This window comes from Gallaecimonas mangrovi, assembly GCF_003367375.1.
Taxonomy (GTDB): domain Bacteria; phylum Pseudomonadota; class Gammaproteobacteria; order Enterobacterales; family Gallaecimonadaceae; genus Gallaecimonas; species Gallaecimonas mangrovi.
The window spans coordinates 2,679,878-2,698,600 of record NZ_CP031416.1 but is presented as its reverse complement, the minus strand read 5'-3'; the positions used below and the strand labels follow the sequence as shown (position 1 = coordinate 2,698,600).

Sequence of the window (18,723 nt, the reverse complement as noted above, 5' to 3'; positions counted from 1 at the left end):
GGCTCCTACTTCAAGAACACATAGCTGCCCGGCGCATCGCCCTGGGCGCGGTAGTGGCGGTTGCCCAGGTTTTTGGGGGCGGGTATGTCGCCACTGCTGTTGTCGCTAAGCCATTGCTGCCAGGGCTGCCACCAGGAACCTTGTTTTAACGGCGCTTGTTCTAACCAGTGCTGGGGGGAGAGGTAAGGGTCTTTCGGGGCTTTATGCAAAATGTGATAGCTACGGTGCGGGTGGCCGGGCTCCGAGACAATGCCGCCATTGTGGCCGCCGCTGGCCAGCACAAAGGTCACGTCGTTGCCGCCAATCAGATGCACCTTGTGCACCGACACCCAGGGCGCCACATGGTCTTTTTCGGTACCGACCGCAAAGATAGGCAACTGGATGTCGTCGGGGGCCAGCGGTTCGCCAAATAAGCTGTAGCGACCTTCGGCAAACTCGTTGTGTAGAAACAGTTTTTCGAGGTATTCGCTGTGCATTTTATAAGGCATGCGGGTGGCATCGCTATTCCAGGCCATCAGGTCGTTAAGGCTGGGCTTTTCTCCCATCAGGTATTCATGCACCATCCGCGACCAAATCAGGTCGTTTGAGCGCAGCAATTGAAAGGCGCCCGACATTTGCTTGGTATCCAGAGTGCCTTGCGCCCACATCATGTTTTTTAAGTAAGCCACTTCGCTTGGGGTGACAAACAGCATCAGCTCGCCGGCTTCGGTAAAATCCCCTTGGGCGGCGAAAAGGGTCAGGCTTTTTAGCGGTTTTTCTTCTTTGCCGCCCAAGAAGGCGGCCGTGAGTAGTGCCAGGGTTCCCCCTAAGCAATAGCCCGCCAGGTGCAGCTGTTCACCGCTGATGCTACCGGCCACTTCAATGGCTTTTAGGGCGCCATCGCGCACATAGTCTTCCATGCCCAGGTTACGGTCTTCACTGCCGGGGTTTTTCCAAGAAATCATATAAACATCATGGCCTTGCTCTAATAGCCAGCGCACCATGGAGTTATGTTCGGACAGGTCGAGAATGTAGTACTTCATGATCCAGGCCGGCATAAACAGCACCGGCTCTTTTTTCACGGTTTCGCTGCGCGGCTGGTAGTGAATAAGCTCCATCAGCGTATTTTTAAACACCACTTTGCCGGGGGTGCAGGCGAGGTTTTCACCCAGCACAAAGGCCTCGGCTCCCACCGGCGGTTCACCGGTTTTATCGCGGCGCCAATCCTCCAGCGCATTGGCGGCGCCTTGCACCAGGTTTTCCCCTAAGTGCGCCAGGGTTTGATGGATAAGCTCGGGGTTACTGGCCACAAAGTTACTGGGGGAGAGCGCATCAAGATATTGGCGCGCCGCAAACGACAAAATGCGCTCGTATTCGCTTGAAAGGCCATGAATGCCAACAGTGGCTTTTTGCCAGAACAGCTCACTTTGCCGAAAATTTTCTGCCAAAAAACGCCAGGGCCACTGCAGCCAGCGCTCATCTTTAAAACGGGGGTCTTTATTTGCTTCCGGTACTGGCTGACTTTGGCTTTGCCAGTAGTCAGGCAGTTGGGTAACGGGGAAGCTGGCAAGCTCGGCCAGCCGCCCAGGGCTCATGGCTAAATGGGCAAGCCACGAGCTGTAAGCTTCGGTCAAACCGGCCGGGGTTAAACCCAGGGTTAGCCTAGCCAAGCCGGCCTGAAAGGTGCGGTCAAGGTTATCAAACAAATTCACATCGGCATCCATGGCGAAAAAAGCTCCTTAAACAAAAATCAGGAAGCGTGAACTGAGTATTGTGAGTGAGGCAACAGACCGGTTTTGTAACCTAGGTCAATATTTGAGCAGCTTGCTGAGTATAGTCAGAGCATGTCTGAATAAAGTGCTGCTTTTATGACAATAGAAGGCAAGCAGCAGCAAAGGGCCATAACGTTACAAAGCGTTAAGTAAAGGATTGAATTTAAGAAAAAAGTGAACTAAACGACCTGAGTACTTCCAAGGATATTTGCTGGTATTGGATGGAACCCGCGCCAAGGGCGCAACGATACCCATGGAGGGAAACATGAAACGACTCATATTGTGTTGTGACGGTACCTGGAATAACCCCGAGCAGGAAGAAAACGGCATTCCTTGCCCCACCAATGTCTACAAAATATCCAATGCCATCGCCAGCAGTGACGGTGATATTGAACAACTGATTTATTACCACCCCGGTGTTGGCGGTGAAGGCAGTATCAGTGGCGAGGGCGGCGTATTGGCTCCGCTATTGGGCGGTGCCTTGGGGGTTGGTATCCGCCGCCACCTGTGTTCGGCGTATTACTGGATAGCCAAGCACTATCAACCGGGCGACCAAATTTATCTGTTCGGCTTTAGCCGCGGCGCTTTTACCGCCCGTAGCCTGAGCGAGTTTTTGGGGTTGGGGCTGCTGGACTTAACCGGCTTGAGTGAGCAAGAAGCCTGGGCCAGGGTGCATAAAAGCCACGACGGCGGCTACCAATCCTTTAATGAAAACCCGCCGCCGCTGGTTGAGTCGGTTGGCGCTGACTGGGCGTTTTTTGAGTCAGGCCAGCCGCTACCCATCCGCTTTGTTGGGGTTTGGGACACGGTAGGCGCCCTTGGGATCCCCGATGATCTGGAGTTTCTTAACCTCTTTGATGACAAAGACAATTGGCGTTTTTACGACGATACCATCGGCGCCCATGTGCAAACTGGCCGCCATGCCATGGCCATGGACGAAAAACGCTCTTGCTTTACCGTTACCCATTGGAGCAATGCCGCAACCCACAATGATGCCAAAGAGCTTTGGTTCCCCGGGGTGCACAGCGACGTTGGCGGCGGTTACAGCGACTCAGCCCTTGCCGACGGCGCCTTGCAGTGGATGATAAAAGAAGCCAGCCTGTGCGGCTTGATGTTTCGCCTTGGGGTGCTGGAACAGCTGCACCCGGATAGCTGCGGCCTGCTGCACGATTCCTTTAAAGGCATTTTCGCCAAACTGCGGTCACGGCCACGCAATGTGGCCGGGATGGTAACCGAGAATAAAACCGCCTTTCACGACAGCGCCATCGAGCGCCAGTTGGCGTCGCCCATTACCTATCCGCCCTACTGGAAAACCCGCATGTTAAAGGCCGGGGAAAGCGTCACCGTTGATGTGTTTGCCGACCAGCGTTGGAACAATCTTGGCCTTTATGTCGGGGAAGGGCAGCAGTTTACCTTCTCGGCCGAAGGCGAATGGGTTGATGGCAAAGACAGCTGCCCCTGGACCGGCACCGAAGACAGCAAATTAACCCTGGGCGATATGGCCCGTGCTGCCAGTAGTTTTTTCGGTAAGTTTGAGTCGGTATTTAAAAAGCTCAGCCACAATGACTCGGCAGATCTGGCCTATACCAAACGCATTGAAAGCCTGCCCTGGTTTTGTATGGTTGGTGCTATCGCCAATGACGGTGACGCCGCTTTTGCCATGCACAACGACGGCAGCCCGTCGCCCCACCAAACCATGGCGTTGCCGGATTTTCAAAACACGCCGTTAACGGTGCAAAAGCCCGGTTATTTTTACTGTTTTGCCAACGATGTTTGGAGCCTTTATGGCAACAACAAGGGCAGTATTCGGCTAACTGTTCATTGCCTTGCTTAATGCCAAGGCCGCCTTTTGGCGGCCTTTTTCGTGCCTAAAGCGCCAATGCGCAATGTTATTTTTTTGATTTAGCAAGGTTAATGAAACTGTCGTTTTACCTATTTATCGCTATTGATAATAATTCGCATTTTATATAAATTTGCTTTCCCTCGTTGGCCCCATGGCCTGACAACGCAGCTCAGGGAGAGACAATGACCACCCCCAACCGTTATCACTCGGCCTTATTGGTCACACTGGCACTGGCCAATCCGGCTCTCGCGGATGACCGCGACAGTAAAGACGAAAAAGGCACCGAAAAAATCACGGTGCTGGGCCGCCAGTTGCATGAGCTTGATACCACCGTTGATAACGGTGTGCTGGGGCAAGGGTCCATTTTGAATACGCCTTTTTCTGTTACCAGCGTCTCAGAGCAAGAACTAAAAGAGCGGCAGGTAAATGATTTAGATACGCTGTTTGCTCGCGATGCGTCGGTGTCCATCCTCGGGGGCGGCTATAACAACTGGGGCTCAAATATGAGCATCCGCGGCCTGGCGCTTGATTACACCAACAGCTTTAAGCTAAACGGCTTGGCGTTTCAGAATTTCTCCGGGGAAATGCCGTATGACATTTTCGAGCGCATTGATGTACTCAAAGGCGCTACCGGTTTTATGTATGGCTTTGCTGCGCCTGGCGGCATTGTCAATTACGTCACCAAAAAGGCCCGTGGCGATGTGCTGAGTGTTGATGTGGGCTATCGCTCAGACAGCATTCTAAGCGCCCATGTAGATGCCGGAACCCGCTTTGGCGAAAGTGATAAATACGGCCTGCGCGCTAATGTCAGCGCTGCCGACGGTGACACCAATACCGACGGCGGCCATGTGCGCCGCAACACCGCTGCCCTGGCCTTTGACGCCAACCTTACCGACAGCCTGAAATGGACCCTTGACCTTATTTATGACGACCGAGACGTCGATAACGTCACCTCATGGATGTTTACGTCGCTATTAAGCAGTGACAGCACGCTGCCAGAACCTGTTGATGGCAGCCGCAACCTCTCGGCCAAAGGCTCCTTTGAAGACGCCAAAAACATTACCGGCATGACCAGTTTGACCTGGCAGGCCAGTGATAACTGGCAGATAAAGGCGGACTACAGCCATGCTGAAAACAATACCCGCTGGGTAAAAACCCTCAACTATCTGGTAAACAGCGACGGCGATCTGCGGGTAAGGGTGTACGACCAAGCCTTTGACACCGACTTTGATACCGCCCAGTTAATGGCGGTGGGGGAATTGGACACCGGCGCTGTGCACCACAAATGGGTGAGCGGTGTCAGTTATCAAAAAACCACCTCTTATCGTACCGATACGCCCAGTAAATATGTGTTCTGGCTAACCGACACGTCCGACCCCAGCACGTACGACAACCTCTATTCCCCCAACCCTCAGAGCTATACCTCTGAATTTGTTGAAAACAACGAAAAGGGCTATTACGTGCGCCAACGTTCGGCCTTTGTCTCTGACACCTTGGCCTTTGGCCGCAAATGGGACTTGTTACTGGGCCTGCGTCATATCCAATACGACAGCGTTAATTATCTGAGCAGCGGTGAGGAATACAGCACCAACGCCAACACCCCCACCGTGGCGCTGATGTTTAAGCCCTGGCAGGGCACCACCTTCTACGGCAGCTACGTGGAAGCCTTGGAAGAGGGCGGCATTGTCAGTTCCAGCTATGCCAACGCCGATGAAATGCTCGACCCCTTAAAAAGTAAACAATACGAGCTTGGGGCAAAAGTGGAACGCGCACGCTGGTTTGCCAGTGTCGCGGCCTACCGCATCGAGCGAGGCGCCGCCTACGGCAATAGTGAGAATATCTACGTGCAAGACGGGAAGAGCCTGTATGACGGCGTGGAATTTGACGCCAAGCTACAGCTTAGCGAGGCCTGGTCGCTGCATAGCAACCTGATGCACCTTGATAGCCGCTACGACGACACCGGCCCTGACAGCACCGTGCAAGGCAACGACGTTGAAGCCGCCCCCAATTGGCAAGCGGCGCTGGGCCTCAGTTACTTGGTGCCGGCCATTCCGGGCCTGGCAGTAAACGCCGGTGCTAAATATTACGGTGCCCGTTACCTCGATGCCGAGAACAACTGGAAACTACCCGATTACACCTTGTTTGATGCCTCTTTGCGCTATGAAACCCAGCTTTGGCATAAACCGCTCACCCTGCGCGGCACCCTTACCAACCTCACCGACAAAAAATATTGGGCAACCGATGGCAGCGAAGGGCTGCGCATCGGCCAGCCGCGGGAAGTGGCATTAAACGCCAGCTTGAGTTTCTAAATTTAACGGCCGGCTGCCTGGGCCGGCCAAGGACCAATAATGACCCTTTTCTCTGTTGCGCTGCTCTTTATCGGCAGCCTCCTGGTGTATTTAGCCAGTGCCAACCAACAGTGGAGCAGTAAAGCGCTACCGGCGGTTTGGCGTTGGTGTGGCTATCTGCTTTGGCTGATCAGTCTGTTCGGGCTTGGCAGCCAAATGAGTCTGGCCAGCGCCATCTTTAGCTGGTGCAGCGTGTTGATGCTGTGCCTGCCCCTTGGCCCCTTGGCCAGTCTTTTTAAAAGGAGCCGATAATGGCGCGGCGTATCTCTGGCCATTGGCTCAGTAAAAGCTTGGCCGGCGTGGTGCTGGGTTTTTTGCTGGCGCTGGGGCTTGGCAGTCTTTTCGCTATTGCCGGGCCCGGCGGTCTTGAGGCGGCCAATAAGGTGCAATTTGTAATGTGGCTGGTGGCACCGCTTTGGATGCTGGCGCTCAGCCTGGTGTTTTTATTTAAAAGTGGCCTTAGGGCGTGGTTGTGGCTGGGGCTGGCTAATGCGCTGGTTTATGGCCTGTTATGGGGGCTAAAGAACGGCTTATGAAGATCCGCGGTAATGTATTACGGCTATACAAAGATTTGCATACCTGGGTCGGTATTTGCGCGGGCATTGTCTTGTTTATCGGCTTTTTTGCTGGCGCCTTGTCCATGTTTAAACCGGCCATTGATGACTGGGCGACGCCGCCTTCGCAGCAACTAAAAGCGCTCCCCCTCCTTGAGCTGGAACAGCGTTTGCCAGCGCTGCGCCAGCAATACCCGGCGCTTAACCACGGTTTTGAGTTGCACTTGAGTAGCACCGACAGTGCCACCCTTAGCTGGTCACAAGCAGCGGCCAGCCGACGGGTGGATTTAAATGCCGAGCAAGCCGTGGCCGGGCTGAATGCACAGGGCGAATTTCAGGTGGTCAAGGCCGTGCCGTCACAGCTGGCGGCCTTGGTGGATTTACTGCACCGCACTGCTGGCATCCCGGGTGGCTTTGGCCATGAAATGCTGGGGGTGTTGGTCATGGGCGTGGCCAGTGCTTTATATTTTTTGGCGTTGGTGTCGGGCCTTATTCTGTTACTGCCCACCCTGGTTAAAGACTTCTTTTCTCTGCGCCAGAGCAGCAACAAACGGTTTTGGCTTGATACCCATAACCTGCTTGGCATCACCAGCTTTCCCTTTCATGTGTTGATAAGCCTGTCGGTGGTGGTATTTGCCTTTCACGACATCATCTACGACAGCCTGCAGCACACCGCCTACGGCCAAAAAAACATGTTTAGCTTTCCAAAAGGGCACCATGATAAAAGCGGCGAACCGCTACCTTTAACCCACTTGGTGGCAAAAACCCAGGCGGCAGCGGCTGGGTTTAAGGTGGGCACTATTAGCGTTTCAGGCCTGGGGTCGCCCCGTGCCAGTGTCCGGGCCAGCGCCTATTCCGACCGCTATTTTAGCCGCGGCGCCACCGGCGGCTTTGTTAGTCTTAATCCCTACAGCGGCAAGGTGGTGATGCGTGATTACTTGCCGGAAAGTAGTAATGCCTGGGGCAATACCGTCAATAGCTTTTTTACCCTGCACTTTGGCAGCTTTGGTGGGCCCGTTATCAAATGGGTGTATTTCCTGTTAGGGCTGGCGGGGGCCGGGGTGTTTTACACCGGTAACTTGTTATGGCTTGAAAACCGCCGCAAGCGCCAGCAAAAAGACGGCGTTATTCCGAAACAAAGCCTGGCTAGCCGGGTAATGGCGGCGCTTACCGTTGGTTGCTGTTTAGGCTCGGTAGCCGGTGTTGCTGGCGCCATGTTGGCGGGGAAATGGTTGCAAGCCTGGGTTGCTAACATCAACGACTGGTATTTGGGTGTCTATTACCTGCTGTTTCTTGGTTTTGTGGCTTTTAGCCTGGTAAAAGGTGCCGCCAGCAACCCCATTTTGCTTAACAGCACGGCGCTGTTAGCCCTGGCGGTGCCGCTAAGCTCGCTGTTGGCGGCCATTAGTGGTTATAGCTGGCCTGCTAATACGTTAGCCACCGCCAGTGTGGATGCAACCGTGCTTGTTGCTGCTGCTTTACTGTTCTGGCTGGCCAAAATCGCAAAGCGCCGCCAGCAACCAGACAGTGTTTGGGGATAAAAAAGCCGCCCTTGGGGCGGCTTTTTAGTCTTGGGCGCAATAGGTTGCTGTTACCTCTATATGGCTGCCGGAAAAGCCAAACAGTGAGCGGGTGCCGGTGATATTCAGTAAATGCCCAGCCGCTTGGTGGCGAAGTGTGCTGTCGACATGGCAAAAGCTGCCGTAGAAATTGGCATTTTCCAGGGTTAAGGATGAGCCGCAAATGTCTTTGGGGCCGCCGTGGGAGCTGCTTACTGCACAAAACTGCTGGTGGCTAGCGTGGCCAAAGGCCAGGTGCAGAGGGTAGCAGAGCAGGGTTAGCACTGCGCATAGCAGCAAAAAGTAGCAGCCGATGGCCGCTAGGGTTAGCAGCAGTGCCAGGCCCCAAGGCTCGCTGCCTTTTTGTTTGATGCTGTGGCGCGCGCGATAAAGCCTAATGGCAAACGGCAGGCTTATTGCCAAGGTTAACGCCAGGGCCAGCCACTTGAAGGCGGCAGCCATTTTGATGCTAAGAATAAAGTCATCAATAAAAGAGGTGATATAAACAAAAAGGCCAAATGCCACCAGTGTGATGGCCCAGGCTGCGGCTTTTTCCTGCCAGTTCATTGCGCCGTCGTCCCTGCTGCGGTTTTACGTACAAAATGCGAGTCTGCCTTTAAAAAGCATTGAGAATCAAGGCAATAAAAAAGCCGCCCTGGGGCGGCTTTTTGGATTAACGCCTTATTAGACGTTAAAACGGAAGTGAACAACGTCGCCATCTTTGACGATGTAATCTTTACCTTCCAGGCGCCATTTACCGGCTTCTTTGGCACCTTGCTCACCGTTATTGGCCACAAAATCGTCGTAACCCACCACTTCGGCGCGGATAAAGCCTTTTTCGAAGTCGGTGTGAATTTTACCGGCCGCTTGCGGGGCAGTAGAGTTGATTTTAATGGTCCAGGCGCGCACTTCTTTTACGCCAGCGGTGAAGTAGGTGTGCAGGTTCAAAAGCTCGTAACCGGCGCGAATAACCCGGTTAAGGCCCGGCTCTTCAAGGCCAAGCTCTGCCATGAACAGGTCCCGCTCTTCATCGTCCAGCTCGGCAATGTCAGATTCCACCGCCGCGCAAACCGGCACCACAATGGCGTCTTCGTCGGCGGCAATGGCCCGCACCTGATCAAGGTAGGGGTTATTTTCAAAGCCGTCTTCATTGACGTTGGCAATGTACATGGTGGGTTTGCCGGTTAAGTAGTTCTGGTAGCCAATGGCGGCCTTTTCGTCGCTAGAAAGGCCAGCGGCACGTAGCATTTTACCGGCTTCCAAATGCGGCTGAATTTTCAGCAACACTTCTTGTTCGGCCTTGGCGTCTTTATCGCCGCCCTTGGCTTTTTTCTGAACCCGGGTCAGGGCGCGGTCAACCGCTTCCATATCGGCCAGTACCAACTCGGTGTTGATAACGTCGATATCTTCTTGCGGGTTTACCTTGCCAGAAACGTGCACGATGTTGTCGTTCTCAAAGCAGCGCACCACGTGGGCAATAGCGTCGGTTTCGCGAATGTTGGCCAGGAATTTATTGCCAAGGCCTTCGCCTTTGGAAGCGCCTTCAACCAGGCCTGCGATATCCACAAATTCCATGGTGGTGGGCAGCACCCGCTGGGGGTTAACGATTTCCGCCAGTTTATTGAGGCGAACATCGGGTACCGGCACAACGCCAGTGTTGGGTTCAATGGTGCAAAAGGGGAAGTTGGCGGCTTCAATACCGGCCTTTGTCAGCGCATTAAACAGGGTGGATTTGCCGACGTTAGGCAGGCCCACAATGCCACATTTGAATCCCATGGAAGTGTCCTTAAAATTTATGCCTTAAAGGCGTGAAGCCGGTTTTGGGCCGCCGTTTTACCGCTTTGCAGTAAAATGTCGGTGGCGCGTACGGCTTCATCTATAGCTGCGTTAATCTTTTCTTGCTCGCCTTGTGGCGGCTTGCCCAGCACATAGCCGGTAACCTTGTTGCGGTCGCCGGGATGGCCGATGCCGATACGCAGCCGATTAAAATTCGGATTGTTGCCCATCTTAGCCATGATGTCTTTCAGACCATTATGGCCGCCGTGGCCACCGCCTTGCTTAAAGCGGGCAACCCCTGGAGGAAGGTCCAGCTCGTCGTGGGCCACCAGAATACTTTCTACCGGAATACGGTAAAAGTTGGCCAAAGCGCTGACCGCTTTGCCGGAAAGATTCATATAGGTGGTAGGAACAAGCAGGCGCACGTCTTGGCCCTTAATGCTAACGCGGGCGGTCAGTGCAGAGAATTTGCTTTCCAGGGATAAAGATTGCCGGTGAAGGCGGGCCAGCTCCTCGATATACCAGGCGCCGGCATTGTGGCGGGTTTGGGCGTATTCGGGGCCTGGATTACCCAGGCCCACCAGCAGTTGAATATCGCTCACGCTTTACTCAGCTGCAGCCTCTTCGGCGCTGTCATCTTCGTCGTCAGACGCGCTGCCTTTCGGCGCGTTCAGAGAAACAACAGCTTGGTCGTGGCCTTCGCCTTTGCTCAGTTCAACCAGAGCAACACCCGCCGGCACTTTCAGACCAGTCAGGTGGATGGTGTCACCCACTTCCAGGTCAGCAGTGTTCACTTCGATGAACTCAGGCAGGTCCTTAGGCAGGCAGCTGACTTCAACTTCAGTGATTTGACGGGCGATAACGCCACCTTTCTTAACAGCTGCTTCTTCGCCAACGAAGTGCAACGGCACTTTGGTCACAACTTTGTGAGACGCGTCAACGCGCAGGAAGTCAATGTGAGTGACTTTCGGCTTGAAGGGGTGACGCTGCATGTCTTTAACCAGAACTTCAGTTTTTTCACCGCTGATGTTCAGGGTCAGGATATGCGTGTAAAAACCTTCTTCAGCTTGCGCTTCGATGATTTTGTTGTGATCCAGAGTGATGGATACCGGCTCTTTGTCAGCGCCGTAAACGATAGCAGGTACTTTTTCCTCACGACGCAGGCGGCGGCTCGCACCTTTCCCCAGGTCGGTACGGAGTTCTGCTTCAAAAATATAAGACATGGTATTACTCCACAAAAATATAGGGTTATCGGCTTCCCGCGACCAAGAAACCGATCCATTCCTTAAGCCAGCTTTGGCTAAGGGCGCGGCATTTTAACAAAGCCATAGAGCCACCACAACATCGATTGTGCTAAGCGCTACCGGCCTGGTGATAAAAGCGGGCAACGGCATTTTAAAGGCCCTTAAAAACTGACTCAAACACCTTTTGTTTTCTTTTTTTAAACCTCTTGGTAACGTTTCTTGGGTAACCACTTTATGGATAGCTAACAGTGAAACGCACCCTTATTGCCATCAGCCTTGCCAGCGTCAGCCTGGGCCTTTTTGCCGCAGAACCGGCCTGGGTAACCAAAAGCAATGGTTATGCCGCCCCGGTTTTAGAAGAAATGGGCAAATACAATCCGGAAATGGGCTCTTATTTAGGGCTTGAGCAATACGACACCGAAACCGAAGATCTCAGTAAAGGCAGCTACCAGCGCTCAAGAGCCGGTTCACAGCAGATACTGGCAACGCTCAAAAAAGCGCTGGCCGCTGAAACCGACCCCAAAGTAAAACAGGATTTAGGGATCATGGTTAGCGCCGTTGAGCAAAGCTTGGCGTCAGGCGCGCTCGACCACGACAAGCTATTGCCTTATTACAATGTGCCCTCAACCATTTTTCAGGGCCTTCAAAGCCTGTTGGATGAGCGCAATAGCGATAAACGCAAACAGGCCGCTATTACCCGGCTGCGCGCCTATGTGGGGTTAGACGGCCACCCAAGCCTGGTAAGCCAGGCCAGAGCGCGTACCGAAGAGCGCCTTAACGAACAAGGCTTGCTTTGGCCCTATAAAAAGGAGGTGGAACAAAATATTGCCAACAGCCAGCGCTACCTTGCGGGCATCAAGCAGTTATTTGAAGCCAACCACCTAACGGGCTGGCAGCAGCCTTATGCCACCCTCAGCCAAGAGCTAACTGCCTACGAAAGCTGGGTGAAAAACACCATAGCGCCCCGCGCGCGTGACAGCTTTGTGCTGCCAGCAGACATTTATGCCAGCGCCCTTAAAGGCTATGGCGTCGATATGACGCCGCAAGAACTCATTGACCGGGCGATGTTTGGCTTTGCCGAAACCCGCGACGAAATGCAGTCTCTGGCCAACCGCATTGCCAAAGACAAAGGCTATAAAAACAGCGATTATCGCTACGTGCTAAGAGAGCTTAAAAAGCAGCAAGTTACCGGCAAAGACATTCTGCCTTTTTATAAAAAGCGCCTGGCGGCTATCGAAAAGCTGGTGCGTGAGCACCACATTGTGACCTTGCCAGCACGCAAGGCCAGTATTCGCCTGGCTTCTGAGGCCGAAACCGCTGCGGTGCCCGCACCCCACATGAACCCACCACGCCTTATTGGCAACACCGGTGAATATGGCGAGTTTGTGCTGCCGCTAAATGACCCGAATGCCAAAGGGCACCTGGACGACTTTACCAATAAAGCCTTCGCCTGGACCTTGACCGTGCATGAAGCCCGCCCGGGCCACGAGCTGCAGTTTTCAAAAATGATTGAAAACGGTGTTTCCCAGGCCCGCGCCATTTTTGCCTTTAATAGCGCCAACGTTGAAGGCTGGGCGCTTTATGCCGAAGCGGTTATGAAAGAATACCTGCCACTCGATGGCCAGCTGTTCTCGTTGCAAGCCAGAATGCAGCGTGAAGCGAGGGCGTTTTTGGACCCGATGCTAAACCTTGGCCTAATAAGCCCCGAAGAGGCGCGCCGGGTGCTAACCGACGAAGTGGTGCTGTCAAAGCCCTTTGCCGAACAAGAGGTCGACCGTTACACCTTCCGCTCGCCCGGCCAGGCCACCAGCTATTACTACGGTTATATGCAGCTTCGCCAGTTACGCACCCTAGTTGAGCTAAAACTCAAAGACAAATTTAACCAGCAGGCCTACCACGACTTTATTTTGTCGCAAGGTTTGCTGCCGCCGGCCCTGTTGAAAAAGGCGGTTATGGAAGAGTTTGTGCCGAAGTATATGTAGCGGCAGTGATTGAAAATCCGGGGCGATGATAATTTGTGCGTGTCTCGCCCCGCTAACTTTGTTTTGGGGGCGGATTAGGCGTATCACTTTTTTGCAATTTTTTGATGCCCACCGGTTTACCGGTCATGTTGATGTGGTTATGGTGGTTTAAGTTGCGTTTATCTGGATGTAAGCAAAGGGGATTTGCGAAGGCGAGGGTGCCTTTGGGCAAGGTGGATAGGGATATCAGTATTACGCGACAGATCTTTCGGGAAAAGATTTGAACGTTGGAGTGCAACGACGACGGCCCGAAGGGCGAAGGCAGGATGGCCCGAGTAACACTGGACGCACGAGCTGGGTGACTAGCCAGGGAAGGTTTCTCCAACGCGGGACCAGGTGATAACAAGGACGCTATCAGCATTTGGGGTAATACTCGTAGCGGAAGCGCCGCTTTCGCGCAGTATTACGCGAGCACAGGACGTGCGAGGTGGTAGGAACCACCAGGGACGGGTAACAACTCAGGACGAGAACGGGACATTGGGAACCACACCTAAGGGCGGTAGCGTGGGTGTTGGTTCTTAGAACAATGCGTGTAGACCTTTGATTTTACAGCGTTCATCTTTCCTTAAGCGTTGTTCTATATGCCGGTTCGCGCACCGGCGGGCGCCCAACTTTTGTTTCGGCAAAAGTTGGCAAAACCATCGCCCACGTTCCGCGTTGTCCTCGCTATCAGTCGTTTACCGCTGACCGCTGCACACGCGTTCCAGACGCGTCTTCCGCTCTTTCGGCTTCCCTGCCTCAAGTCAGCTCTCACTCCTTTACGCGAGGCGCTGCACTTAACGGGCAAAAGAGCGGGTGGCTTCGTTGGGGGAATGGCGTTGTGGGTGATTAGAAGGTGTGTCCTTACATTTACTGTTTTTATATACAGTATATCTGTTGCACCCATCTCAACAGGGCTATTGTGACAACGCGCTAGGCTCGCTTTTACTGGAACGACCAGTAATAAGTTGCTAAAAAATAATATGATTTAACTCATCCGATGTGATGATAACGAGCGCATGTCTCGCATAAAAACGAGACCGCTCGCTTTTGTGGAGCCATTCTTGGCTTTTACAGTAGGATCTAAAGGAGGATCAGTAGGTTAAGCTTGTAATACCAACTGGTCATATGAGTGAAAGCGAGCGCGCTCGCTAATAAAACTGTTATATTTTTCCATACAGGTAGGTTAAGTTGAGAGATTGTTTTAAGGGTTTTTACAACCCAACAGAGGAATTACTTCAAGCGGCATGGACAAGCGATGAAACACTATTTGTTCTCGACACAAATGTATTGCTTAATTTGTATGGTTATGCTGAACAGACGCGTGATGACTTTTTCGCGTTACTTGAGTCCTTAGGGGGTAAGCTTTGGATTCCCTACCATGTAGGCTTGGAGTACCAAAGAAGACGGCTAGAAGTAATTCGAGACGAAAAAGCGATTTTTAATAAGATCAACGACAATCTAGAAAAAATAGATAAAGTATTTAAGGGTGATTTTGAGCAGCTAGCACTAAAGAGAAGATTTCCAAAACTGCATGAAAACACCGAAAAATTGCATAAAGATATTAGTAAGTCGGTATCTTCTTACAAAAAATCAGTTTCTTACTGGGATGACAAGCAACCTTGTGTAAGGTCGCATGATTCAATAAGAGAAAAACTGAATGAGCTTACTGAAGGTAAAGTTGGAGAGCCACCCCAAGACCAAGAATGGCTTAATGGTTTGTACGAAGAGGGGAAGGAGCGATATGAAAACAAAATACCCCCGGGGTACAAAGATTTTAATAAATCAAAATCTGAGACAAACACCTTTTCTTATAACGGATTAAAGTACGATCGCCAATATGGTGATTTGATTCTTTGGAAGCAGCTCATTGGTAAGGCTAAAGAGGATGGCGTCAAGAATGTTATCTTTGTCACCGACGATTCTAAAGAAGACTGGTGGTATATATTAGAGTCTAGGGGAAAGAAGCAAGTTGGCCCACATGCAAATTTGCAAAGCGAGATATATAGAGAGGCAAACTTAGATCTCTTTCATATGTATAACACTTCAAGTTTCCTGGAGAGCGGAAAAGAAATTTTAGACCTAGGCGTGCATGACAGCTCTATTCAGGATGCAAACACAATGTTTTTACAATCTTTTGGGCGCGTTACTCGCCACCTAGAATCAAATCTAGCCGAAAAAGAATTAGAAAAGAAATATTTCACTAAGGTATTACGGTCATTCAAAGATTACGATAGATATGAAGACCTAAAATCCAAATACCAGTATGGAAGTCTAGAAGACGATGAGATAAATGAGTTAAAAAGGGAGATAGAAAATAGAAATGAATGGGTTCATATTCTCAACTGGGCGAAAATGAAAAACGCTGATCGTTATCGAAATGATGGTGAGGATAAAGACGAGGGTGAAGACGAATTGGAGTGAGCAAAATATAACAAATTGCTGCACTCGGATAAATTACTCGCTTTGCTCCTAATTTACCGGTGAGCAAGGCGTTAGGCTTCTATGAATCGGAACTACGAAATAGTCGAAGGGATTTATCTTGTGCAAGGAGAGAATGAACTCGATTTGCACAATAATTTTAATTTCACTGGTTTTGATTACTCCATTACAGAGAGAAAGCTTGAACTGTATTGGGTTCGCTCAGAAGGAGATTGGGTAAGCCGCACTACGCCACGAAGTGTAAAACTAACTTTTAGCCAAGTCAGCGAACTCCGATTTATGCCTCGCAAGCAGGGAATTCCATTCTCAGAGGATGACTGTATTAATTCAATTGGCTACTGGGTAGACGAAGATTGGGCTGAGGGTGTAATAATGGTAGAGCCCAATCAAGAAATTGAACCTGAGTGGCTCACAGCAATAGATTTTATGTCGGGTGCAGTATTAGCTGTGCAAGCGGAGAGGGCGGATGCAGAAATCAAAGCCTAACAAGGTGGTGTTGTTCGCCATGGACCTCACCCGGTTTATCGGACACGCATCAATAACTGACAAAGAGGTCATTGATGCCCGCTTACAAGACCGGAAAACGTACCCAGCAGTACAGCCTTGAGTTCAAGAAGAAGGCCGTGCAGTGGAGCCATGAGCCACACCGCAGCGTCAAGGAAGTGGCCGAGGCGCTGGACATTCACCCCTTCATGTTGTCTCGTTGGCGCAAAGAATCCCGTGAAGGTAAGTACGGCATGGCCAGCAAGACCCCGAAGCCCGAAGGCAAGCTCAAAGAGCAGGATGAAGTGAAACAGCTCAAGAAGCGCATTGCCGAGCTGGAGATGGAGAACGACATCCTAAAAAAGTGGCAACGTTTCCAGGCGGAGGAACAACGCAGCGGTATCGCTTCATCCAACGCCAGCAAGGGCAAATCCCGGTAAAAGCGCTGTGTGCCAGGCTGAAGGTCTCGCGCAGTGGCTACTACGACTGGCTCAAGCGCCAACCAAGCCAACGTCAGCAACAAGACGACGCTTTGCTAACGGCTATCCGCCGCCTATTTGAGAAGGCAAAGCAACGCTATGGCAGCCCGAAAATCCATCGTGCCTTGCGCTTGGAGGGTATTCGGGTTGGCGCTAAACGGGTGGCAAGGCTGATGCGTGAAGCGGGGCTAAAAGCCCGTGTGGAGCGGGTTTACCGGCGGATGAACAAGCGCCGTGCAGAACTGAAAGTGCTGCCGAACCATCGCCTGGCTATCCCCAAAGCGAGCGGCCCAAACCAGCAGTGGTCCAGTGATGTTACCTACATCCGCTTTGGCCGCCGCCATGTGTTTTTAGCGGTTATCGTGGACCTGTGGTCACGGAAAATCATCGGCTGGGCGCTGCATGAAAAGCTCAACGCCGAACTGAGCACGGTCGCGCTTTATAAAGCCATCAAGCAGCGTAAGCCCAAGCCAGGATTGATACTGCACACCGACAGGGGCATTGAATTCCGGGCGAAAGTGATGCAGAAATGGCTCAATCGATATGGTATTCGCCATAGCATGAACCGCCCAGGGCAATGCACGGATAATGCAGAAGTGGAGTCGTTCTTTAAGACGCTCAAAGCCGAACTGATACACGACAATCACTTCGGTACGGTGGCGTCACTGCGCCAACAGGTAGGCCATTACATCCAGCATTTTTACAACAAGGTGCGGCTACACAGTAGCCTCGATTACGTATCACCGATACAGTACGAGCAAGCCGCTTAATAACAACTGCGTGTCCGTTTTATCGGGTGAACATCACCACGCAAAAAGCGCGCGGCTGGGACAGCCTACACGCCGCTTCGCTCTGTTTCGGCTGCTCCAAACCACGGCGTTAAGTGTCACAACTATGTATAGCTTCGAAGATATAAAAGAGCGATCGGAATCAGATGATGAGCTTGTAGTCGGATATGCCGATGCCATGGAGCTGCTTTACCTTTTCGAACAAAGTGATACTCAAGTTATCGGATGGGAGGGCTGGCTAAAGTATGAAAATGGTACGCTTAGTCACTCTCAAAAATATCAGGGTACAGTTGACCTCTCTGCCATGCCAAAAACATCGGCAATTGCTCTTGTAAAAAGCACTATCGTGCAGGCTCATACAGAGTGGCTAGAAAATCCGGAGGTACATAATGCAAATTTACTATTCTGCATTACGACCAACACTTAACAAACAAAGGCAGCATCGCCCTGCGGGCTGGACGCGCTAACGCGCGCCGCTGCTTTGGGCGTTATACGAAACTAATATGAAGCAATGGAGTGACATAAAGCACGAATTCGAAACGGATGGATCTTTGAGAGACATCTATGTAGAAGATATAAACTCGGCTGTTTGGAATAAATTTATCGGAGAGGTAAAGCGGTCAGGGTATAAGTTTGAGTTTTCCCACGGAGATGTCGAAAAAGAATTCCCTTGTTATCTAAATGCAATCAAGAGTATGCAGCAAACTGATCCTACGACCTTGTATATCTGGGTAACCGATGATATTCAGTTAAATTGTCATTTCTTCGTAGAAACGGAAATCGAACTAGATGTCTCACCGCATGATATACAGACTGAAAGTGCATACATCCAGCTGGTAAGTTTCCTGGAATGGTTAGCCACAGTTACTAAAAATGAGGTCAAATTAACTCATGAAGGTATGCAGGAGCAGGTGATCCTAAGTGTCTGCTAGTAAATCGTATAACTAGGCCATTAACTTTGCGCCTATCGGCGCTGGACAGCCTACGCTGCGCTCCGGCTGCCTGTTATGGCGGCGTTATCTGAAAACGGAGAAGGTATGCGTAACATATGGATAATTTTACTTTTGATATTCTTTTTGGCTGGATGTGCATCTAATCATGAAAAAGCTAACGATGAGCAGGAATATGTGGAGATTACCGTTAAGGATAATTTTTATCACATAAACGGTGATGTAGTATCAAAAGATAACAAAGCTAAAATTGTAAGTTTGTTGAGCGAGAAAAACACTAAAAGAATATTAACTCACGATTTCACAATGGGTGATCTGCTAGAAATTAGTTCGATTTTAAATGGGAAAGGTTATAAATTTTTCTTTGTAAATAAAAATAATGAAATAAAGAAAATTAACTTTTTTTAATTTTTGACAAAAAGAGGAAGCTAACAAGTGACTGTGGCGTTCTGTCAATTCACTGGGCAACTCTTGCTATGCCTTAAAGTTTGCCCACCAAGAGTGCA

Annotated in this window: 18 protein-coding genes; 13 read left to right on the top strand and 5 right to left on the bottom strand. The window is 51.2% G+C overall.

The window, feature by feature from the left end; genetic code table 11:
* Positions 1 to 5 precede the first annotated feature (5 nt).
* Positions 6 to 1,703: a PHA/PHB synthase family protein gene (locus tag DW350_RS12950; RefSeq protein WP_115719335.1), complete on the bottom strand. Its 1,698-nt coding sequence runs from the start codon at positions 1,701 to 1,703 to the stop codon at positions 6 to 8.
* A gap of 313 nt (positions 1,704 to 2,016) precedes the next feature.
* On the opposite strand from DW350_RS12950, the gene DW350_RS12945 reads away from it, so the two are divergent.
* The 5 genes from DW350_RS12945 (at position 2,017) to DW350_RS12925 (ending at position 8,037) form a co-directional block, all read left to right on the top strand.
* Positions 2,017 to 3,585 (top strand): T6SS phospholipase effector Tle1-like catalytic domain-containing protein, encoded by a 1,569-nt coding sequence (locus tag DW350_RS12945; RefSeq protein ID WP_115719334.1) that lies wholly within the window; start codon positions 2,017 to 2,019, stop codon positions 3,583 to 3,585.
* A 191-nt stretch (positions 3,586 to 3,776) separates the two neighbouring features.
* Complete coding sequence (locus DW350_RS12940) at positions 3,777 to 5,903, top strand: TonB-dependent siderophore receptor (RefSeq protein WP_115719333.1); 2,127 nt, start codon at positions 3,777 to 3,779, stop codon at positions 5,901 to 5,903.
* Positions 5,904 to 5,942: 39 nt separating this feature from the next.
* Positions 5,943 to 6,194 carry a hypothetical protein gene (locus DW350_RS12935; RefSeq protein WP_115719332.1) on the top strand — a complete coding sequence of 84 codons (252 nt, stop codon included), beginning with the start codon at positions 5,943 to 5,945 and terminating at the stop codon, positions 6,192 to 6,194.
* Positions 6,194 to 6,478: a hypothetical protein gene (locus tag DW350_RS12930; protein WP_115719331.1), complete on the top strand. Its 285-nt coding sequence runs from the start codon at positions 6,194 to 6,196 to the stop codon at positions 6,476 to 6,478. The genes DW350_RS12935 and DW350_RS12930 overlap by 1 nt, the downstream gene beginning before the upstream one ends.
* On the top strand, positions 6,475 to 8,037 hold the full coding sequence (locus DW350_RS12925) for a PepSY-associated TM helix domain-containing protein (protein ID WP_115719330.1): 1,563 nt from the start codon (positions 6,475 to 6,477) through the stop codon (positions 8,035 to 8,037). Before DW350_RS12930 ends, DW350_RS12925 begins: the two co-directional genes overlap by 4 nt.
* A gap of 24 nt (positions 8,038 to 8,061) precedes the next feature.
* Here the strand turns inward: DW350_RS12925 and DW350_RS12920 are convergent, their stop codons facing one another.
* The 4 genes from DW350_RS12920 to DW350_RS12905 form a co-directional block, all read right to left on the bottom strand.
* The gene (locus DW350_RS12920; RefSeq protein ID WP_115719329.1) at positions 8,062 to 8,622 is read right to left on the bottom strand and encodes a hypothetical protein; all 561 of its coding nucleotides are present in this window, start codon (positions 8,620 to 8,622) and stop codon (positions 8,062 to 8,064) included.
* Positions 8,623 to 8,739: 117 nt separating this feature from the next.
* Complete coding sequence (ychF, locus tag DW350_RS12915; protein WP_115719328.1) at positions 8,740 to 9,831, bottom strand: redox-regulated ATPase YchF; 1,092 nt, start codon at positions 9,829 to 9,831, stop codon at positions 8,740 to 8,742.
* Between the two features lie 17 nt (positions 9,832 to 9,848).
* Positions 9,849 to 10,433, bottom strand: coding sequence for an aminoacyl-tRNA hydrolase (gene pth, locus DW350_RS12910; RefSeq protein ID WP_115719327.1), 585 nt, complete (start codon positions 10,431 to 10,433; stop codon positions 9,849 to 9,851).
* Positions 10,434 to 10,436: 3 nt separating this feature from the next.
* The gene (locus tag DW350_RS12905) at positions 10,437 to 11,054 is read right to left on the bottom strand and encodes a 50S ribosomal protein L25/general stress protein Ctc (RefSeq protein WP_115719326.1); all 618 of its coding nucleotides are present in this window, start codon (positions 11,052 to 11,054) and stop codon (positions 10,437 to 10,439) included.
* A gap of 269 nt (positions 11,055 to 11,323) precedes the next feature.
* Between DW350_RS12905 and DW350_RS12900 the strand changes: the two genes are divergently transcribed.
* The 8 genes from DW350_RS12900 (at position 11,324) to DW350_RS12865 (ending at position 18,625) form a co-directional block, all read left to right on the top strand.
* Positions 11,324 to 13,057 (top strand): DUF885 domain-containing protein, encoded by a 1,734-nt coding sequence (locus DW350_RS12900; RefSeq protein ID WP_115719325.1) that lies wholly within the window; start codon positions 11,324 to 11,326, stop codon positions 13,055 to 13,057.
* A gap of 1,209 nt (positions 13,058 to 14,266) precedes the next feature.
* Positions 14,267 to 15,499, top strand: a complete 1,233-nt coding sequence (locus DW350_RS12895; protein WP_115719324.1) for a PIN-like domain-containing protein — start codon at positions 14,267 to 14,269, stop codon at positions 15,497 to 15,499.
* 81 nt (positions 15,500 to 15,580) lie between these two features.
* Positions 15,581 to 16,003: a hypothetical protein gene (locus DW350_RS12890; protein WP_115719323.1), complete on the top strand. Its 423-nt coding sequence runs from the start codon at positions 15,581 to 15,583 to the stop codon at positions 16,001 to 16,003.
* A gap of 74 nt (positions 16,004 to 16,077) precedes the next feature.
* Complete coding sequence (locus DW350_RS12885; RefSeq protein WP_115718516.1) at positions 16,078 to 16,440, top strand: transposase; 363 nt, start codon at positions 16,078 to 16,080, stop codon at positions 16,438 to 16,440.
* Complete coding sequence (locus DW350_RS12880; protein ID WP_115719322.1) at positions 16,365 to 17,249, top strand: IS3 family transposase; 885 nt, start codon at positions 16,365 to 16,367, stop codon at positions 17,247 to 17,249. The genes DW350_RS12885 and DW350_RS12880 overlap by 76 nt, the downstream gene beginning before the upstream one ends.
* Positions 17,250 to 17,373: 124 nt before the next feature.
* Positions 17,374 to 17,694 carry a hypothetical protein gene (locus DW350_RS12875; protein WP_115719321.1) on the top strand — a complete coding sequence of 107 codons (321 nt, stop codon included), beginning with the start codon at positions 17,374 to 17,376 and terminating at the stop codon, positions 17,692 to 17,694.
* A 76-nt stretch (positions 17,695 to 17,770) separates the two neighbouring features.
* Positions 17,771 to 18,199, top strand: a complete 429-nt coding sequence (locus tag DW350_RS12870) for a protein export chaperone SecB (protein WP_192954675.1) — start codon at positions 17,771 to 17,773, stop codon at positions 18,197 to 18,199.
* A 75-nt stretch (positions 18,200 to 18,274) separates the two neighbouring features.
* The gene (locus DW350_RS12865) at positions 18,275 to 18,625 is read left to right on the top strand and encodes a putative periplasmic lipoprotein (protein ID WP_152032980.1); all 351 of its coding nucleotides are present in this window, start codon (positions 18,275 to 18,277) and stop codon (positions 18,623 to 18,625) included.
* Positions 18,626 to 18,723: the final 98 nt, after the last annotated feature.

What these genes read in the sequence shown, in the direction of transcription:
- DW350_RS12950 (WP_115719335.1), bottom strand. Translation starts at nt 1,703, where the DNA reads ATGGATGCCGATGTGAATTTGTTTGATAACCTTGACCGCACCTTTCAG.
- DW350_RS12945 (WP_115719334.1), top strand. Translation starts at nt 2,017, where the DNA reads ATGAAACGACTCATATTGTGTTGTGACGGTACCTGGAATAACCCCGAG.
- DW350_RS12940 (WP_115719333.1), top strand. Translation starts at nt 3,777, where the DNA reads ATGACCACCCCCAACCGTTATCACTCGGCCTTATTGGTCACACTGGCA.
- DW350_RS12935 (WP_115719332.1), top strand. Translation starts at nt 5,943, where the DNA reads ATGACCCTTTTCTCTGTTGCGCTGCTCTTTATCGGCAGCCTCCTGGTG.
- DW350_RS12930 (WP_115719331.1), top strand. Translation starts at nt 6,194, where the DNA reads ATGGCGCGGCGTATCTCTGGCCATTGGCTCAGTAAAAGCTTGGCCGGC.
- DW350_RS12925 (WP_115719330.1), top strand. Translation starts at nt 6,475, where the DNA reads ATGAAGATCCGCGGTAATGTATTACGGCTATACAAAGATTTGCATACC.
- DW350_RS12920 (WP_115719329.1), bottom strand. Translation starts at nt 8,622, where the DNA reads ATGAACTGGCAGGAAAAAGCCGCAGCCTGGGCCATCACACTGGTGGCA.
- ychF (WP_115719328.1), bottom strand. Translation starts at nt 9,831, where the DNA reads ATGGGATTCAAATGTGGCATTGTGGGCCTGCCTAACGTCGGCAAATCC.
- DW350_RS12905 (WP_115719326.1), bottom strand. Translation starts at nt 11,054, where the DNA reads ATGTCTTATATTTTTGAAGCAGAACTCCGTACCGACCTGGGGAAAGGT.
- DW350_RS12890 (WP_115719323.1), top strand. Translation starts at nt 15,581, where the DNA reads ATGAATCGGAACTACGAAATAGTCGAAGGGATTTATCTTGTGCAAGGA.
- DW350_RS12885 (WP_115718516.1), top strand. Translation starts at nt 16,078, where the DNA reads ATGCCCGCTTACAAGACCGGAAAACGTACCCAGCAGTACAGCCTTGAG.
- DW350_RS12875 (WP_115719321.1), top strand. Translation starts at nt 17,374, where the DNA reads ATGTATAGCTTCGAAGATATAAAAGAGCGATCGGAATCAGATGATGAG.
- DW350_RS12870 (WP_192954675.1), top strand. Translation starts at nt 17,771, where the DNA reads ATGAAGCAATGGAGTGACATAAAGCACGAATTCGAAACGGATGGATCT.
- DW350_RS12865 (WP_152032980.1), top strand. Translation starts at nt 18,275, where the DNA reads ATGGCGGCGTTATCTGAAAACGGAGAAGGTATGCGTAACATATGGATA.